Raw genomic sequence first — 17,674 nt, 5'->3', positions numbered from 1 at the left:
AGTCTATTTTGTGAACTACTTCATCTTTGGAACCCACTGATAGCACTACCATCAGCGGAACCCAACTCTTCGTATTTCGCAAAGTATCCGTCGCATCTTTGACTTGGTATTTATTTTCATACGCCTAAGAAGAATTGTGGAGGAATAACAAGATGAAAGAAATGGTATTAGCATCGAGAAATAAGCACAAACTAGAAGAAATCGGTGACATATTAAAGGAATTTAATATTAATATTAAGAGTCTAGATGAAGTGGGATTAGGAAATTTAGAAGTAGTTGAAGATGGAGAAACTTTTGAAGAAAATTCCATGAAAAAGGCAGTAGAAGTTATGAGTAGAATTAATGCTGTAGTAATAGCTGATGATTCAGGGTTAGAAGTAGATGCTCTAGATAATAGGCCTGGTGTATATTCAGCTAGATTTGCAGGAGAAAATGCTACAGATGAGGATAATAATAAAAAATTAATTGAAATGTTAGAAGATGAAGAAAATAGAAAAGCTAGATTCGTATCTGTTATATCTGTTGCCTTTCCTGATGGAAGAAAGTTCCACGTTAGGGGAGAATGTGTAGGCGAAATAGGATATGAGAAAAGGGGTAAATCTGGATTCGGATATGACCCACTATTTATAGTAGATGGATATGATAAGACCTTTGCAGAGCTTGGGTCAGATATAAAAAATAAGATTAGTCACAGGGCAAATGCACTAGTGAAATTAAGAGAGAAACTAGCAGAATTGTTATAGGAGGCCAAGTCTTGAAGATATTAGTGTTAAGTGATACCCATGGAGATACGACTATAGCAGAAAAAATAGTGAAAAAAGAAAAAGCAGATTTATGTATACATTTAGGTGATAATTTTAAGGATGCCATATATATTAATGATAAATTAGGATTAGAAGTGGTAGGAATAAGAGGAAACTGTGATTACGAAGAATACGCAGAAGATGAAATGGTATTAGATATAGAAGGTCATAAATTATTACTTACTCATGGCCATAAATATAATGTGAAAGTAACTCTGAATAATTTATATTACAAGGCCAAGAGTTTAGGTTGCGATGTGGCCTTATATGGGCATACTCATAAAAACTTAAAGGAACAAGCTAAAGATGTACTAATAATGAATCCAGGAAGTCTTACTAAACCTAGGGGAAGTAAAGCTTCATATGGAATACTAAATGTAGAAGAAGATAGTGTAAATGCTAGGATTGTAGAAATATAACCTAGAAAACATAAGGGAAAGGCTTGGAATTTTTAATTTCAAGTCTTTTTTAGTAATTAGAAAAAATATGAATATTTTCCATTATAATGGAAAATATAAAAAGGGGAAAACGTATTCTTAGAATGTAAAACAAAAATTCAATTTCTATAAGAAAACGAAGAAAAAGGTAGAAAAACAGAGAAAAAACTATTTAAATAAGGATAATGGCTTGTAATATCTATTGACTATGAACTCCATATGTTTTATACTAGTCTTCGTCAGTGAGAGCGGGGTGTAGCGCAGTTTGGTAGCGCATCTGGTTTGGGACCAGGGGGCCGCGGGTTCAAATCCTGCCACCCCGACCACTTTTATATAGATGAATAGCATGCGGATGTAGTTTAGTGGTAAAACTCCAGCCTTCCAAGCTGGTTATGTGAGTTCGATTCTCATCATCCGCTCCAGTACCGTTTTAGTGTGGGTTCATAGCTCAGTTGGATAGAGCAACGGCCTTCTAAGCCGTGTGTCCGGGGTTCGAATCCCTGTGGACCCGCCATTATATAGATTTAGAAAAGAGAATAAGAAAAACATGGTGGGTGTAGTCAAGTGGTTAAGACACAGGATTGTGGCTCCTGCATGCGTGGGTTCAAATCCCATCATCCACCCCATTATTACCTTGGGGTATCGCCAAGTCGGTAAGGCACCAGATTTTGATTCTGGCATGCGTAGGTTCGAGTCCTGCTACCCCAGCCAGTAATNGACCCATTAGCTCAGTTGGTAGAGCACTTGACTTTTAATCAAGGTGTCCCGCGTTCGAGCCGCGGATGGGTCACCATTTACACAAAATATAAAATTTTCATGATTAAAGTATGCGGATGTAGTTTAGTGGTAAAACTCCAGCCTTCCAAGCTGGTTATGTGAGTTCGATTCTCATCATCCGCTCCAATACATACATGAGGTCTTAAGTTGGTTAAGGATACTGGCTTAGGGCTTTTTTATTGCATAAAAAAGAATGAATTATAGATAATATTAATATAATATAAGAAGATAATTAAAGATTTTAATGTGCAAGAAAAGGAATGCTATATGTAGGGAAATATGGTAAAATAAAGTTTGTTATAAAATATTGTAAAAAAGAAATTTTGGTCTTGAATTTGTATTTTTCTTTGTTTATAATATAATGTATCGGTATGAAAAACAAATGTATGCGCTATTAGCTCAATCGGATAGAGTAGCTGGCTTCGAACCAGTTGGTTGGGGGTTCGAGTCCCTCATGGCGCGCCAGAATAAAAAAAGAATCCTTTAAATAAGGATTCTTTTTTTTATTATTTTTTTTTAATCTTCTTTAACTTTATTGAGCTTACTTAGGTATCTATAGATACTGGGTTCTGAACAATGGAGCTGTTTTGCAACTTCACTTACGGCACCTTTTAGCATGAATATACCCTTCTGGTTTAAAATATCTACGATGTGTAAGCGTTCATCCTGGGTTAAGCGATCAATTGGAATGTTATTATCTGATGATATTTTTTTTAATGCGTTGGTGGTTACTTCGGTAATGGAACCCGAGAAACTTTCAGCTTCAGCTGCAATAGAACTTACAGATTCATAAGTACTATTTTGTTCAATTAATTCATCAGGATGGCATAACTTTAATATTTGATTGGTAATGTCTACGTATCTTTTGTCGTCAAAGTTAATACATAACATGCCTACTAATTCTTCGTTCTCATCTTTAATAAACATGGTTGAAGATCTCAAAATCCTTTGATCTTTAGAGACTCCGTTGTAGTTGAGTTTATAGTCTTTATTTTTATAGCTTTTATCTGAAATTACATTTAAGCCTAGATTTGTCATTGGAGCGCCAATAGTTCGACCGCTAATATGACCGTTGGCGATGGCTACTATAGAATTGGTATAATCGCCTATATCATGAAGGGCTACTTCGTAGTCAGGACCTAAGGTCTTGCCCAAAAATTCTACAAGAACGCTATATTGCTTTAGCATAGTTTGGTTCATTTTATCCACCTACTTTTATTCTTCTTATTGAAATGCTTTAGGAAAAATATACTATAACATATATAGTACATTATCATGATAATAGAAAAAATGCAATACTATAAGAAAAGGCATAAAAATAAATTATTATCATGATAAAAAAATATATTGATGATTTGCAGTGAAACATAAAAACAAATAGAAAAAATCGGGCGAATATGAACTGGAATAGCCTTGAAATGAAAAAACAATAAAAAAACACTAAATTATTAGCAAATTATCAATGGGGACATGATTAAATATTCTTACAATTAAGAATATTTAATAAAAATCCTTGACGAAAATTTATAACGGTGATAATATTGTATCGAGGGATGGATAAGAAAGTTAACTATAATAGTCTAAAATCCTAAATCATTATGATTAGGTTTAAAAAATAAAAATATAAAAAAATAAAAATAGAAAATGGAGGGTTTTATTGTGGGAATAAAATACATACCAGAACCATTCAGAATTAAGATGGTAGAGACTATCAAAATGCTTACTAGAGAGGAAAGAGAACAAAAGATTGCAGAAGCAAAATATAATCTGTTTAATCTTAAAGGAGAAGATGTTTATATCGATTTATTGACAGATAGCGGAACAAATGCAATGAGTCAAGATCAGTGGGCTGGCGTTATGAAAGGCGACGAAGCTTATGCAGGTGCATCAAGTTACTTCAAACTAGTAGAAGCAGCGCAAGACATTTTTGGCTATAAGTATATCCAACCGGTTCACCAAGGTCGTGCAGCTGAGAAGGTTCTTTTTGCACTATTAATGGGAGAGGGAAAATATTCTATCTCTAATATGCACTTTGATACAACAAGAGCACATGTTGAGTTAGCTGGAGCAAGAGCTATCGACTGTGTAGTTCCAGAAGCTGCAGATCCAGCAAAAAGAGTACCTTTCAAAGGAAATATGGACGTTGAGAAATTAGAGTCTTTAATAAAAGAACATGGTGCAGACAAAATTGGTCTTGTTATCATGACAATAACAAATAACTCTGCAGGTGGTCAGCCTGTAGCTGCTCAAAACGTTAGAGAAACAGCAGATATTTGTAAAAAATATGGTATTAAATTCTGCATTGATGCTGCACGTTATGCAGAAAATGCTTTCTTTATAAAACAACGTGAGCCAGGTTATGAGAATACATCAATAAAAGAGATTATTAAAGAGGTATTTAGTTATGCGGACATGTTTACAATGAGTGCTAAGAAGGACACTATCGTAAATATGGGTGGTTTACTTGGTATCAAAGATGATGAGGAATTATTCCAAGCTTGTAAAGGTCGTACAATCTCTTTTGAAGGTTTCGTTACATATGGTGGTCTTTCAGGTCGTGACCTTGAGTGTTTAGCAATAGGTCTTTATGAAGGACTTGATGAAAACTACCTTAGATATCGTATTGGACAAATGGAATACCTTGCAGCTCGTCTTGATGAAGCAGGGATTGCATATCAATCACCAGTAGGTGGTCATGGTGTATTTGTAGATGCTAAGTCTATGTTCCCACATATTCCTTATAATGAGTTTCCAGGTCAAGCGCTTGCTATTGAGCTTTATAAAGAAGCCGGAATTCGTTCATGTGATATTGGATCTTATATGTTAGGAAATGATCCTGATACTGGAGAGCAATTACATGCTGACTTTGAGTTTACACGTTTAGCAATTCCACGTCGTGTGTATACACAAGCTCATATAGACATTATGGCAGATGCATTAATTAATATTAAAGAAAGAGCTAGTGAAGTAAAAGGATATAAAATTACATGGGAGCCACCAATTCTTAGACATTTCCAAGCAAGTCTGGAACCAATAGAGGAGTAATAAAAAAACACCTGCATCATTATAATGATGCAGGTGTTCTTTGTATTTGATATAATTGAATTTGTGGCAAATAGAAAAATCTTATGAAAAGAGGTGAATACATGGCAGATAACCATGTGAAAAACGTTGTTGACAAAAATGGGGAAACGACTAATCGTGAAACGTTTAATTCCCAAATAGGGTTTATTCTAGCGTGCATTGGTTCGGCAGTAGGAATGGGAAATATATGGATGTTCCCTTACCGGGTAGGACAATTTGGTGGTGCAGCCTTTTTAGTTCCTTATTTTATCTTCGTCTTAGTTATTGGTTTTACTGGTGTTATAGGAGAAATGTCATTTGGTAGAGCCATGGGCACAGGTCCTTTGGGTGCCTTTAAAAAAGCCTTTGAGAGAAGAAGCAAGAAAAACGGAGATTTATTAGGACTTATTCCAGTAATCGGTTCATTGGGAATTGCAATTGGATATGCAGTTGTTGTAGGTTGGATTCTTAGGTTTACTGTAGGAGCTATCACAGGAACGGTAACATCAACAGTAGATAGTGCAGCTTATTTTGGTGAAATTGCTGGTGAATTTGGAAGTTTAGGTTGGCATTTCGCTGGCTTGGCAATAACATTTATCATTATGCTTATGGGTGTGGGGAAAGGAATTGAAAAGGCTAATAAAGTTATGATGCCTGCTTTTTTCTTTTTGTTCATTGTACTTGCAATTCGTGTGGCAACCTTACCAGGGGCAATAGAAGGATACAAATATTTATTTGTACCTAAATGGGAGTTTTTAAAAGATCCCAAAACATGGGTATATGCTTTAGGACAGGCCTTTTTCTCCCTTTCGTTAGCAGGTTCTGGAACGGTTGTTTATGGGAGTTATTTGAAAAAAACTGAAGATATTGTGGCTTGTGCAAAGCATGTTGCCTTTTTCGACACTTGTGCAGCCATGTTAGCGGCCCTTGTGATCATACCATCTGTATTTGCCTTTAATATGGATCCAGCAGCGGGGCCACCCCTTATGTTTATTACTATGCCAAATGTATTTAAAATGATGCCTATGGGTCAAATGTTTTCCATTTTATTCTTTGTAGCAGTATTGTTTGCTGGTATAAGTTCGTTAATGAATTTATTTGAGACACCTATTGAGGCATTGCAACAAAGATTCAATCTTTCAAGGGGCACTTCAGTAGCCATTATGGCAATCATTGGTGCTGGAGTTGGCGTCATGCTTGAAAGTGGTGACAAGCTTGGAGCTTGGATGGATGTTATATCAATCTATGTTATTCCTTTAGGGGCATTACTTGCAGGAATTGTGTTCTTTTGGGTTTGTGGAGTTAAATTTGCTAGAGAGCAGGTTCAATTAGGACGAGGAAAAGAGATTGGAACATGGTTTGAGCCTATGACTAAATACGTATTCTGTGGCCTTACAATTATTGTATATATTCTTGGAATCTTCTATGGCGGTATTGGTTAATATTATAGTATTCCAGTGGTTGTGTTCATAATGATACATATATATAATAGGAAATGTTCAACTATAGATCACATTAAAAAGGCATACGGAGTATGCCTTTTTAATATCTATAAAGTTAAGTTACAAATTATATATTTCTTTATTAGAAAAATCACAAAAAACCTAGTATAATAATATATATAATTTTTTTTAAAATAATTAAACAAAAATATTCAAAAAAATTATATAATAGTATATAGATAATGATAGTAAGGAGTAGACAAATGCTAAAAGATAAATTAAAAGAACTAAGACAAGAAATGAAATTATCACAAAAGGAACTTGCTACTATGATAGGAATAGGGCCAAGTACATATGGTTCCTATGAAAGAGGTCAAAGAAGTCCAAACAAGGACACATTAGAAAAAATCGCTGATGCATTAGGTTGTACCCCGGAATATATACTAGGAAGAACAGATAACAAGGAATTAACCATATTAGAAGGTAAAGAAATTCCAGAAGAATTAAGAAAGATAGGGCTTGAATATTTACAAGTAAGTAGAGATGTAAAGAAAAATGGTTTTACACCTGAAAAGATTCGTCAGTTGAAAAATTCTTTAAGAAAAATGGGCTTTAGTATAAAATAATAACCCTAGACGCATTTATAAAAATTTTAATAATTTTGTAAAATAAAAAATCTCTGAGAAAATCTCAGAGATTTTTTTCACATTAACTTTTAGTTTCCATTAGTATATGATTGGCAAATTCCTTTGCCCTAATATCCACATCACTATACTTGAGGATACTACCAGGGTCGTTGGCTGTGTACATGAGGGCAAAATAAGGGGGCAATCTAAAGCCCTTATTTAAATTAAGGGCACTTATTAACTGTTTAGCCACAATATCACTTCCAGAGTTTCCTGATACAACTATGGAAAATAGACTTTTATCATAAAATTTACTTCTTCTATAAAGGGCCGTTAACCTATTTATAACTGCACTTATATTGGCAGATAGGGCATCGTTGTAGTTAGGGCATAAAAATACTAATGCGTTGGCTGCCTCTATTGCTGGATAGATTTCTTTAACCATGGTTCCACCATAAAAACAACTACTTTGTTTGCTATAATGCTTACAAGTTTTAAATGCACAACCTATACAATCTAGAATAGTACCATTTTCCACATGGAATTCATCTACAGAAGTTAAATTCTTTTTTATTAAATTCCAAAGGGTTAACGTATTAGATGTCTTATAGTTACTAGCATGAAGGCCTAATACATGGGGATTTTCAAGTGACTTGGGATTATAAGACATTAATCTGCTGATAGTATTTTTACATAAGTTACTACAGAGCTCTGGCAATGGAATATTAAATTTCTTTTGAAAGGTAAAGAGATTTTTTAAATCCTTAGTCATTTCAACCAGGGGCTGCCCCATAAAAGAACACCCTAAATTGTTTAAAAGAAAGACCATATCTCTAGCAAAGTTTTTTGTATATAAGTCACTATTACTTTTTATAATTAAACAAGCACTAGAACCAAGGAGGGATTTGTTAGATAGATTATGAAGCTCTCGTACAAACTTTAAAGTATCTTTACAAATTCCTATTTCATCTAATTCTATGGCAAGTAGTATTTTTTTGTTTTGTAGATCTTCTTTGTTTTGTACATGATTCACATGAACTACATCTAAGCCAATTGTAGCTTCCTTTATAGTCTTCTCTAGTAGTGAGGATTTGTTTTTAGATGAAATAATGTGTAATTTCATTATAATATGCTCCTTAAATAATTATAGGTTTCTTCTATCCTATTTAAGAGAATTGTATCTAATTTATTTCTTTCAACTTCTATTACATTGTTTAATCTTCTATTCTTTGCTCCCATAAATATATCTCCTAAGAAAGTGGCACTAAAATTCCAATCTCCCCTTAGGGTGGCTAGGATAGATAAAGCACCAGATGATAAGGCTGGAGCTATGTAAGGTTTAAATCCCACGTCCCTAACATCTAAATTAGCCCTGATAGTCTTATTTGTGAGAGTTAAGGATAACTCATTGTCATAATTATTAATATCATTGGCAATTATTAACCCTTTACCGTGGGGACCAAAGGCACGGCCTTTTTCACTGTAGTGGTGAGCCCCATCTATGAAATTAGAATAAAATACAGCTCTAGCATGCATTACACCAAGGCCATAGCCTTGAATTTGACTGGGACATAAACCTAATGAGTCAAAGTCACCATCCTCATTTGTATTACTGGATAGATAAGCCCTTTTACAAAGTAAATCTACCGGATCTGAAACTACGGCAAAGATACCCTTAAAATTTCTTTTCCTAGCTTCTTTGGCATATATGTCTATTATATTAGAGTTCTTTTCGAATTGAGCCATTCTAACATCAGCTACCTTTTCTCCAACTTTAGGAACAAAGGCAGAGGCGCAAAAGGCAAACAAGTCACAGTCAAATAGATTATCATAATCGCACATGGTCACTTTGGGGAACTTATCCTTATCTGTAGAATATATTTGTCCTAACTCATAAAACCATCTTTTTTTAGCAAATTCATTCCTAGAATAAATTCCTATCTCGTCTAATATATCTCCACCTAAGAGTCTAAGTCCTATAGTCAAGGTAGAGCCCACATCTCCAAGACCTAATACATTTATCTTATATTTTTTCTTTTTTACGTCATTTAATTTATCTTTCCAATTAGGAAATAATATATTAACTCCAATTACCTTTTTATGTTTTATCTTATCTATTACTGCAGGAGGTAAATCATGGTCTTTATTCTCACATAAATTTAAAAGATTATAATCTTCTTTGTGAACAAATAATAAATCTTCATGGGATACCATATAAGTATCACGGGTATTGAGTGGATTTCCCCTAAATAAATAATATAATTTATCATGGGAATTCATATCTTCTAAAGACCCTTTATTCAAATTGTCTATATTTAAAAAAGAAAAGGCTAATTTACTATCAATCTTATAAAAATACATAATACATTCCCCCTAAAAAAACATTTTATAATATCGATCTAATTTATCTAAATCATTATATAGGTAATGGGATGGATTTAAATTTAAATCGTAGTTCATATCATTACCATAATCTATGCATCTTGGAGATATGAATACTTCTCCTAAGGAAGAAAGACTTAATCTTCTTTTATACAATTTGTGATAAGTACTTTCTATCTCACCTAAAATACCTATTGAAGACTCAATGCAAGTCTTTGATAGATTATATATACTCTGTTGTGATGCCCCTTTTATAAAGGCCGGCCAGGTATATGGAAGTATGAGGTTTACTGATGGAGTCAAGTTTCTTGGAGGGATTTTCCCTCGCCATATAGTGTCCCCACCAAAGAAAGGTAATATTAAACTTTCATTAAACCAGGCTCTTAATTTAGGTATATAATAGGCAGAATCCACCCTTCTATTTTGTCTATACATAAGTTCACGACCGCGGGCTGATAGTAGGCCTACTATGGTCTTTTGAACTTTCACATTATGTTTTTGAAGTAATGGGTGGATTACATTATTCCTATATCCCTTATGTAGGATATCGTCTATTAATATGACGGGTCTACTAAAGGACTTGATCATTTTAACTTGAATATCTAAATCGTTATAATATGGAAAGGGACCTATGAAATATTCCTTCATGTTAGGATAAAACATCTTCTCCGTATGCATGGCCTTTGTGACCGTATTGGGAATAATACTTTGATTGAGCATATTTCCAAAGGATACACACATGGCACCTCCAAGATTTACCTTATTAAATTGAATAGGGTCCACATTATTTTGTTTGCATATTTTTTTTATTAAAATGTCGTGAAGAACCTTCCTATCAAAGGTAATTACAAGGTTCCCCTCATAAAGGTTAGTTAAAGCTTTCCTTAAATTCTTTCTACTTCTATCTATTTTTGTTTTTATATTAGGATTGTGCTTAAATGGATTCTTTATAACAGTTCTAATATCTGCATAAAAGGTTATGGGAGATGCCATATTTACCACATATACAGGATTTTCATTATCACCAAGGTTTAATTTTTTAAATCCCTGTAAAACTAATGAATTATGAATAGTTTTAGGTAATTGTTTATCTATTAGATTTTTATATATGCCATATTCATAGTCCTTTGAAAGGCAGTAGGCTAGGGTTTCTGTGAACAATATTTGTTCAACCTTTTCAAAGGCTTTAAATTTATCTATGATTATTCCATCTATTAAGGCTATTTTACCACTGGCCTTTTCTCTAATATATTCAGATACTCTAGGATTATTTAAATCATTATAAAGGGCGTGGATTCTACAAAGATGATGGACAGAAAAACCTAGTAAAGAATAATTGTCATTTATAAGCCTTAAGGTAACAACTCTGGCAGAGGGCTTTCTCAGTGCTTTTATGAGATTGATTCTACACCTCTTATAATCATCTTCAAACAATGAACACAATTCATCGATTAATTCCTTAGAAAAATCCTTTATTACCTGAATATCATAAGTAAGCTCTCCGGCAGGACTTTTATATTGAGGTTCGCTTCTGTAAAAGCCGTTTTTATAAATGTAGTTTTGGGCTAGAGGGTCTATCAAAGTGGATATATCCCTATTTTTATCTATATTAGTCCTTATTTGAGTAGAGCTCACTTCCTCAAAGGGAGTGCTAAGGCCTATGATGTGAATTGTTCCATCTATATTTTGTGAGGCTTTCTTAAATTCTAATTCCTGCTTTTTTATAGCTAGGATCTGATTTCTATCAAAAACTATATGATTAAAATTATTTATGGAAAATCCTTTAGTTTTATTTTTATAGGCAGAGGCATTTAATATAACATCACTACCTACCACTATGGATACGTCAGAATTCCTAAAGTTATTTTTTAAACTCATTAGATTATGACTATTTCCAATATTTACGGGATAATCTTCAGGATAAATATATATGCCAAGTTCTCCTGCAATAGACATGGAAACTATATTTTTTCTAAGCTTATGAGGCAAAGTTCTCTTTGACCAGGAAAACTCATCTATACCAAGGTATACTTCAAAGCCTAAATCACGTACATTAGTGGCAATTTCCTTGTGGCTTACAGAAAAAGGATCAAAGGTACCAGGGAAAAAGGCTACCTTAGTGGGTATATCCACGTGAAATTCATCATTTACAAATATATACTCACACATGAATTTGTATATATGATTAAGGGACGCCGTATTAGACAGGGAGAGAAGTATATTACCTTCGTCCGTATCTATGAGAGTCAATAATTTTTTATTAATTAATTTAAAAATATTATTTTTTTCTTCTAAAGTCATATCCTTTGAACCAAAAATATTTTTACCAATTACTTCTAGAGCCACTTGTTTTACATTAGTATTGTAGTTAGATAAACTTATTAAGAGTATACTAAGCATATTTTTTAATCTGGTATCATGGATCTTATTAGATTCTTTAAACTCAGTTACGTATTTAGTATAGTTGGCAATACCAATACTAATTGCATTTAAATGTAGGGATGTGATATTTTCATTAGATATACGAATTTTAGTACTGATAGTTTTTATAAACTCATCTAATTCATTAGGCCTTAGGGTTAAAATAATTTTACCTAGATAATCGGCCACACTCTTAGAAAATTGATATTCAGCAAGCTCTAAAGCACTAAACAATTCTATAGCTATTTCATTCCTATTTTCAGGAGATAAATAAGAAATTATTTTGAGCAATGACTCTCCAGCTTGAATTCTCACCCTATTATAGGAGCTAACTTTTAAAATATTACAAAAGTGCATAGCTGTCCTAAGTTTTCCGTTATCATTATCTTTTAAAACATGATTTAGAAGTATATCAATTTGAACTCTTTTAACCACTGGATCTGTGGCAGATTTTAAATTGGATAGGGTCAAAGTAGATATTTGATTATTTGTTAATACAACATGGCATTTTTCGCAATTGGGAGTTATTTTACTTTCTATTTTTTGGGATAGATAATATTCAATTAAGGAGTCATCATTAGAGTTTAATTTTGTTATTATATCCATGATCTTTTTCTTATAAAAAGGTGTTATAGGGATGGAATCTATAAGATTTAATAAACTATTGAGGGCATTAACCCTAACATTATATATATTATGAATGGACATATTTAAAACAAAATCCATTATATTTCCATAATAGGGGCTATGCTCACTAAGGGGGATGGATATGATACCATCTATCAAGTAAAGTAGTATGTCTTCTGTGGGATTTTTATATTCCTTTATTAATACGGATATATAATCTACTATATGTATGTTTAAAGCTTCTGTTGATTTAGAATTCTCAAAAAATGATTTGATCATGACTCCAAATAATTCTCTAATCCACCTTTTATGGTTTGGAATTATTTTATAATCTGGATGTAAAAACATATGAACATATTTTTCTAGGATTTCCTTACTAGTAAGGTCTCCCCTCATGGGGGGAAATTTAGATGGAATATCCTTTCTATAGTCGTTATCAAATATGCCTATTAATTTTCCTATTATATTTGCACTTTGTTTTCGGATGTCATCTTCATGGTGTGTCAAAAGCTCATATAAAAAGGTAAGAGCAATTTTCTTTTGATTTTGAGTTAAATAGGTGGAGTATTCTTCAAATACTCTTAAATATTTTCTAAGATTAGTTCCCAATGTCTCACTTCTAGCAGATTTTAATATGAGGTCAAGGGAAGATTCAGTTCTTAAGGTATGCATTAAATCTATATTGTAATTAATAGATAAGTATTTTAAATTATCTATTACATCATTTCCATTCATAAGGGAATATAATTTTTTTTCATTTTTCATAGCTAAAGGGGGGTCCTCTAGATTAACACTTACGTGTTTATCAATTAAAAAATCTTCAAAATCCTTTAGTTTATTGTATACCCTTTTATATCTAAGTTTCTTTTTAGTGTCCACATTATCTAGTTTGTTTAAAATTACACTAAAAGCGTCATTAATAGATACTATATGCATTTTTCTATTAATACTTTTAACCCTAAAGTCACAATAGATGAGTATTAAAGATTCTATAGATAGATTTTCTAACTCTAAATCCCACACAGAGTGATTTGCAGCTATATTTCTTATATACTCTAAATTATTATTATTAAACCATAAATCCGTATAATAATAGTGAAGATAAGCTGCCTTTTTCTTTTCTTCATCAATACAACCAAGTTTTCCTATATCATGACCAATAGTAGAACCAGACACTCGACCTAAATCTATATTCATGCCAGATTCCTTTATTTGCCTTGATATATACATGGCTAAATAATGAACTCCACATACATGATCTATAAGGCTATGACCTAAGACTTCACTATTTAATTTCATAAGTTCGTATACATAATTATTATTAAAAGATTTTACAAAGGTCTTATATTCTGTTGGGTCTTCAAGGGATGCTATTTCTCTTCTAGATAAAAAATTAAGGGGATACTTGCTTTGCCAAGTATTATCATTAGAGATCTTTTGTAGTTGACACACTATTCGTAAGGTTTGTAAGTAAATATAGCAGGGGAAATCTAACTCCTCATGGAGTTCTATTTTTACCCCATGGGGAAATGATTTATGCAATGTATATTCATAAATGTACTTTAACCAATCATCTGGAGGCTTTGGACTTAAACTATTAAGTAAATCCTCTAACAAGCTTAATACAGCAGTGCATGAGAAAGCATTGTTATCACTGAGGGTTTTTAATTTATCTTTAAATTCTTTAGTCTGTATATATTCTTTAAATATATTCTTTTTATCATAATTATCCTTTAGAAAGGATTTAGACAATAATCTGTAAGAAATAAAGTTATAGAGGTTGTCAAATAAATTCCTGTCCATATAACTCCTCCTGTCTAATAAAATAACCTACTTATTAGTAATATTATAATGTAAGATTTCATAAATGTATACGTGGAAAAGTATATAAATTATTAAAGGATGTAACCTTTAGGTCACATCCTTTAAATTAGATTTCTATAATAGTACCTGTACTATTTATAAAGAAGTCATGAAATTCATTTTTAAACATTTCAACACCTTTTTCTCCAGTACAATGGGAAAAGCCTATTAAATCCACATTCTTTTCTTTTATATAATCTATAGTCTTTAAAATTCTATCTTCATGAGCTTCGACTAAATGAGTTCCACCTATTACCCCATATATTTTTTTACCAGTACGTTTTTCTATAGTAGTTAGGGTGTTTAATATTCCCACATGGGAACAACCTACTATTATTAACAATCCCTTAGGTGTATCTATACCTAGGGCAATTTCTTCACTGAACTTGTCTGTAACATATTCTTCCCCAATTTTTATTTTCATGTTTTCATTTGTTTTTTCATAGTTTATACTTTTTTCAAAATTAGAGAAAACGTATACTGAATCAGAAAGTTTATATATATCTTCATCAATTAAAAAGGTTTTTGTGCTTTTTTTATTTATGTAATTTTCGTCAAAATCTATTCCTACATATCTGTACTTTTCAGATGTATCATTACTAAACACGTTATTTTCATCATTTAAATAGTTTTTATCACATACTTTGAAAAAATCCTTATGGACATTTAGAGTGCAATCTGGGTTATATTCATCAAGTAAACTCTTAAGGCCACCACAATGGTCATAGTGACCATGACTAAGCAATATATGGTCAATGTCATTTAATTTGATATTTAGGTCTTTGGCATTATTTATGAAAGAAGCAGAAGCACCCGTATCAAATAAAATCTTTTTATTATCCACTTCAATTAAAATAGATAGACCATGTTCGTTGATTAAATTAGAATCCTTTTTTAGAGTATTTTCTATAAGTGTAGTTATTTTCAATTTTATCTCCCCCTAATGAACAAAAATGATAAATGGAAAAAACTGGGCATATTATTACTTTACAACATAGTAGGGTGAATGTCAAAAGTACATATTAGGTTTAGAAGAATAAAGATGTGGAGACACTTATGAATAGGATGTTGTTAGTGAGTGAATATTCAATTACTAAAGAAAGGAATCTTAAAATATGAAAATTTTTAAGTACTTACTAATGTTTATTGTACCCTTGTATTTATTATTGGTGTCTATAGAGTACTATTCTTTCAATGAAAGATTTTATGAAAGTGAGTTTAAAAAAAATAATATATCTGAAAGAACTAATATAAATGAAAGAGATTTAAGAATTATAGGAAGGGGCATAATAGATTATATAAAGGGTGATGGTGACAATTTAGAATTAAAAATAGCCTCTCTAAATTACAAAGAAGTATTTAGGGAAGAAGAAAAATCCCATATGCTAGATGTAAAAAGAATATATGCATATGGTTCTAAAGTAAAAAATGCTATATTTATTTTAATGATTATAATTATACTAATATTATTTTTAAAGAATAAAAAGACTTTATTAGAAGGCCTTGTTGGTGCTGGAATTTTTAGTATAAGCTTTGTGGCTATTTTATTTTTAATGATTAGTATAGACTATTATAAGTATTTTACTTATTTTCACAAATTATTTTTTAAAGACGGAACATGGACCTTTGATGAAAAGGAGAGTTTGCTTATAAATATATTACCTTTAGATTTTTTTCAACATATAACTGTGAGAATAGTACTTATGTTTTTAATAAGCTCCCTATTAGTTAGTGTAACTTCATATATAATCAAGAAAAACAAATTGCCTTCTTAAATAGAGAAGGTAATTTGTTTTTTATAAAGAATTTTTAATGTGAAAGTAGTAAAATAGAATTCCATTAAGAGGAATTCTATTTTTAGGTAATTGATTATTAAAATCAGTTATAGATTATATATTTTTAAAAATCAGTCAACAATATTAATATAAGATAGTCTTAATATTATAACTTAATATCTAAATTAGATCCTACGCTAGGATTAACACTTTGTTCCATCATTTTTACCATATTAGCACTAGATACTTCCGCTGTGTCCATAGTCATTTTAGCAACAGATAAGGATACTTGTTGGCTTAAACTTGCTTGACTCATGGCCATTGATAAAGAACCTACATCCATTAATTTCACCTCGCTTTAAGTTAGAATTAGGACTATTTTGTAAATCTATTGTTTATAATAGATTTAAATGGTTAAAAAATATATAACTAGTCCCATAATTTGATGGTCCTAATAATTAAGAGAACCATCTACATTATATATATCGGCAATAAAAATAAAAAAGAAAGGAGAAGGTGTAATTATCTGTAGAAAATTCTTGAAAATTAAAGTTTTTTTTAATATGATTAAATAAAAGGAAGTTATAGGGGGTGTCATTATGAGTATTACTTTAGAAAAGGTAGACATGGTAAGAGAAAGAACTGGCGCTAGATATAAGGATGTTAAAGAGGCTTTAGAAATACATAATGGAGACGTATTAGATGCTATAATTTATTTAGAGGAAAAAATGAGAGGGAATAAACAGGAAAATAAAATAGTTAATAAGATAAGCAAAAAAGCTCAAGACATATATAATGAATATGAAGTTTCAGACAAAAGTAAGGAAATAATAAATTCCACTCGTGAAATTGCTAAAAAGGGTAAGGGTAAAGTAGAACAGATTACGGAAGATTCCCATATTAAGGATAAGGCTAAAAATTTAGCTGAAAATGTTTTAAACATGGGAACTAAGATTAAAGGAAGAGTTAAGAAGTCTAGAATACAAGAAATAAAAAGAGAAAGTGAAAATGAAATAATAATATATCCAACAAGACCATCAGATGATGAAAACCTATAGTTTTTAAACTATAGGTTTTTTAATTAGTATTACTTTTTTTTAGACGTTCTTTTTTATAGTTAGCCATTTCTTTTAGAAAGTTAACTTGAGTTTCATTTTTTCCCATGTAGGGGTCAAATTCCTGTTTCAAAGGAATTTGCGTAATAACTTCTCTGTTTTCTACAGCAGTTTTAAGTTTAGCAAAAGTTATTTCATCTATTTTTTCATAATATCCACATCTAGGGCATACGATTAAACTATCTTTTCCATAAGGGATTAGGGGGATAAAAAATAACGTAATCCATTTAGTGTGTCTATGTAATTGAAAATCAGAATTATTAGAACATCTATTGCAATAATCCGTTTTTAAGGATCCATAATTTTTAATGGTCCTACGACCTACTCCTATGATTAACATAAT

14 protein-coding genes and 8 tRNA genes are annotated in these 17,674 nt (G+C 31.6%); 15 read left to right on the top strand and 7 right to left on the bottom strand.

Going from position 1 to position 17,674, the window contains the following annotated elements:
• Positions 1–152: 152 nt before the first annotated feature.
• From CCE28_RS14680 to CCE28_RS14635, 10 genes are all read left to right on the top strand, one after another.
• Positions 153–743 (top strand): XTP/dITP diphosphatase, encoded by a 591-nt coding sequence (locus CCE28_RS14680; RefSeq protein WP_095134480.1) that lies wholly within the window; start codon positions 153–155, stop codon positions 741–743.
• Positions 744–754: 11 nt separating this feature from the next.
• Positions 755–1,222, top strand: coding sequence for a metallophosphoesterase (locus CCE28_RS14675; protein ID WP_176461847.1), 468 nt, complete (start codon positions 755–757; stop codon positions 1,220–1,222).
• Between the two features lie 267 nt (positions 1,223–1,489).
• Positions 1,490–1,566, top strand: a tRNA-Pro gene (locus CCE28_RS14670).
• Between the two features lie 22 nt (positions 1,567–1,588).
• A tRNA-Gly gene (locus CCE28_RS14665) sits at positions 1,589–1,662 on the top strand.
• Positions 1,663–1,677: 15 nt separating this feature from the next.
• A tRNA-Arg gene (locus CCE28_RS14660) sits at positions 1,678–1,754 on the top strand.
• A gap of 36 nt (positions 1,755–1,790) precedes the next feature.
• Positions 1,791–1,866: transfer RNA gene (locus tag CCE28_RS14655), tRNA-His, on the top strand.
• A gap of 9 nt (positions 1,867–1,875) precedes the next feature.
• Positions 1,876–1,951: transfer RNA gene (locus CCE28_RS14650), tRNA-Gln, on the top strand.
• 6 nt (positions 1,952–1,957) lie between these two features.
• Positions 1,958–2,033, top strand: a tRNA-Lys gene (locus CCE28_RS14645).
• A gap of 36 nt (positions 2,034–2,069) precedes the next feature.
• A tRNA-Gly gene (locus tag CCE28_RS14640) sits at positions 2,070–2,143 on the top strand.
• Between the two features lie 262 nt (positions 2,144–2,405).
• A tRNA-Arg gene (locus CCE28_RS14635) sits at positions 2,406–2,482 on the top strand.
• Between the two features lie 51 nt (positions 2,483–2,533).
• Here the strand turns inward: CCE28_RS14635 and CCE28_RS14630 are convergent.
• Positions 2,534–3,217 carry a helix-turn-helix transcriptional regulator gene (locus CCE28_RS14630; RefSeq protein WP_095134478.1) on the bottom strand — a complete coding sequence of 228 codons (684 nt, stop codon included), beginning with the start codon at positions 3,215–3,217 and terminating at the stop codon, positions 2,534–2,536.
• Between the two features lie 459 nt (positions 3,218–3,676).
• Here CCE28_RS14630 and CCE28_RS14625 point away from each other — a divergent pair, with 459 nt between their 5' ends.
• From CCE28_RS14625 to CCE28_RS14615, 3 genes are all read left to right on the top strand, one after another.
• On the top strand, positions 3,677–5,062 hold the full coding sequence (locus CCE28_RS14625) for a tryptophanase (protein WP_095134477.1): 1,386 nt from the start codon (positions 3,677–3,679) through the stop codon (positions 5,060–5,062).
• 101 nt (positions 5,063–5,163) lie between these two features.
• Positions 5,164–6,522, top strand: coding sequence for a sodium-dependent transporter (locus CCE28_RS14620; protein WP_176461846.1), 1,359 nt, complete (start codon positions 5,164–5,166; stop codon positions 6,520–6,522).
• A gap of 263 nt (positions 6,523–6,785) precedes the next feature.
• On the top strand, positions 6,786–7,148 hold the full coding sequence (locus CCE28_RS14615; protein WP_176461845.1) for a helix-turn-helix domain-containing protein: 363 nt from the start codon (positions 6,786–6,788) through the stop codon (positions 7,146–7,148).
• 82 nt (positions 7,149–7,230) lie between these two features.
• Here CCE28_RS14615 and CCE28_RS14610 read toward each other — a convergent pair whose 3' ends face one another.
• The 4 genes from CCE28_RS14610 to CCE28_RS14595 form a co-directional block, all read right to left on the bottom strand.
• Entirely contained in the window at positions 7,231–8,271 is a 1,041-nt protein-coding gene (locus tag CCE28_RS14610) for a flavodoxin family protein (protein WP_095134474.1), read from the bottom strand.
• Complete coding sequence (locus CCE28_RS14605) at positions 8,271–9,509, bottom strand: lactate/malate family dehydrogenase (RefSeq protein ID WP_242972990.1); 1,239 nt, start codon at positions 9,507–9,509, stop codon at positions 8,271–8,273. Before CCE28_RS14605 ends, CCE28_RS14610 begins: the two co-directional genes overlap by 1 nt.
• Before the next feature lie 12 nt (positions 9,510–9,521).
• On the bottom strand, positions 9,522–14,381 hold the full coding sequence (locus CCE28_RS14600) for a nucleotidyl transferase family protein (protein WP_095134472.1): 4,860 nt from the start codon (positions 14,379–14,381) through the stop codon (positions 9,522–9,524).
• Between the two features lie 127 nt (positions 14,382–14,508).
• A complete protein-coding gene (locus tag CCE28_RS14595) occupies positions 14,509–15,369 on the bottom strand; it encodes an MBL fold metallo-hydrolase (RefSeq protein WP_095134471.1) in 861 nt (286 codons plus the stop codon).
• A gap of 187 nt (positions 15,370–15,556) precedes the next feature.
• Between CCE28_RS14595 and CCE28_RS14590 the strand changes: the two genes are divergently transcribed.
• Positions 15,557–16,216 (top strand): TIGR01906 family membrane protein, encoded by a 660-nt coding sequence (locus tag CCE28_RS14590; protein WP_095134470.1) that lies wholly within the window; start codon positions 15,557–15,559, stop codon positions 16,214–16,216.
• A gap of 166 nt (positions 16,217–16,382) precedes the next feature.
• Here the strand turns inward: CCE28_RS14590 and CCE28_RS14585 are convergent, their stop codons facing one another.
• Positions 16,383–16,559, bottom strand: coding sequence for a YjfB family protein (locus tag CCE28_RS14585; RefSeq protein ID WP_095134469.1), 177 nt, complete (start codon positions 16,557–16,559; stop codon positions 16,383–16,385).
• Between the two features lie 256 nt (positions 16,560–16,815).
• Here CCE28_RS14585 and CCE28_RS14580 point away from each other — a divergent pair, with 256 nt between their 5' ends.
• Positions 16,816–17,274, top strand: a complete 459-nt coding sequence (locus CCE28_RS14580) for a UBA domain-containing protein (RefSeq protein ID WP_095134468.1) — start codon at positions 16,816–16,818, stop codon at positions 17,272–17,274.
• A gap of 19 nt (positions 17,275–17,293) precedes the next feature.
• Here CCE28_RS14580 and CCE28_RS14575 read toward each other — a convergent pair whose 3' ends face one another.
• Positions 17,294–17,671 carry a zinc ribbon domain-containing protein gene (locus CCE28_RS14575; RefSeq protein ID WP_095134467.1) on the bottom strand — a complete coding sequence of 126 codons (378 nt, stop codon included), beginning with the start codon at positions 17,669–17,671 and terminating at the stop codon, positions 17,294–17,296.
• Positions 17,672–17,674: the final 3 nt, after the last annotated feature.

Source organism: Anaeromicrobium sediminis (assembly GCF_002270055.1).
GTDB classification, from domain to species: Bacteria; Bacillota; Clostridia; order Peptostreptococcales; family Thermotaleaceae; genus Anaeromicrobium; species Anaeromicrobium sediminis.
The sequence above is the reverse complement of the archived record's forward strand: the minus strand, read 5'-3'. Positions and strand labels throughout refer to the sequence as shown.

Coding starts and splice junctions, on each gene's coding strand:
- CCE28_RS14680 (WP_095134480.1), top strand. CDS start 153: ATGAAAGAAATGGTATTAGCATCGAGAAATAAGCACAAACTAGAAGAA.
- CCE28_RS14630 (WP_095134478.1), bottom strand. CDS start 3,217: ATGAACCAAACTATGCTAAAGCAATATAGCGTTCTTGTAGAATTTTTG.
- CCE28_RS14620 (WP_176461846.1), top strand. CDS start 5,164: ATGGCAGATAACCATGTGAAAAACGTTGTTGACAAAAATGGGGAAACG.
- CCE28_RS14615 (WP_176461845.1), top strand. CDS start 6,786: ATGCTAAAAGATAAATTAAAAGAACTAAGACAAGAAATGAAATTATCA.
- CCE28_RS14610 (WP_095134474.1), bottom strand. CDS start 8,271: ATGAAATTACACATTATTTCATCTAAAAACAAATCCTCACTACTAGAG.
- CCE28_RS14605 (WP_242972990.1), bottom strand. CDS start 9,509: ATGTATTTTTATAAGATTGATAGTAAATTAGCCTTTTCTTTTTTAAAT.
- CCE28_RS14600 (WP_095134472.1), bottom strand. CDS start 14,381: ATGGACAGGAATTTATTTGACAACCTCTATAACTTTATTTCTTACAGA.
- CCE28_RS14590 (WP_095134470.1), top strand. CDS start 15,557: ATGAAAATTTTTAAGTACTTACTAATGTTTATTGTACCCTTGTATTTA.
- CCE28_RS14585 (WP_095134469.1), bottom strand. CDS start 16,559: ATGGATGTAGGTTCTTTATCAATGGCCATGAGTCAAGCAAGTTTAAGC.
- CCE28_RS14580 (WP_095134468.1), top strand. CDS start 16,816: ATGAGTATTACTTTAGAAAAGGTAGACATGGTAAGAGAAAGAACTGGC.
- CCE28_RS14575 (WP_095134467.1), bottom strand. CDS start 17,671: ATGTTAATCATAGGAGTAGGTCGTAGGACCATTAAAAATTATGGATCC.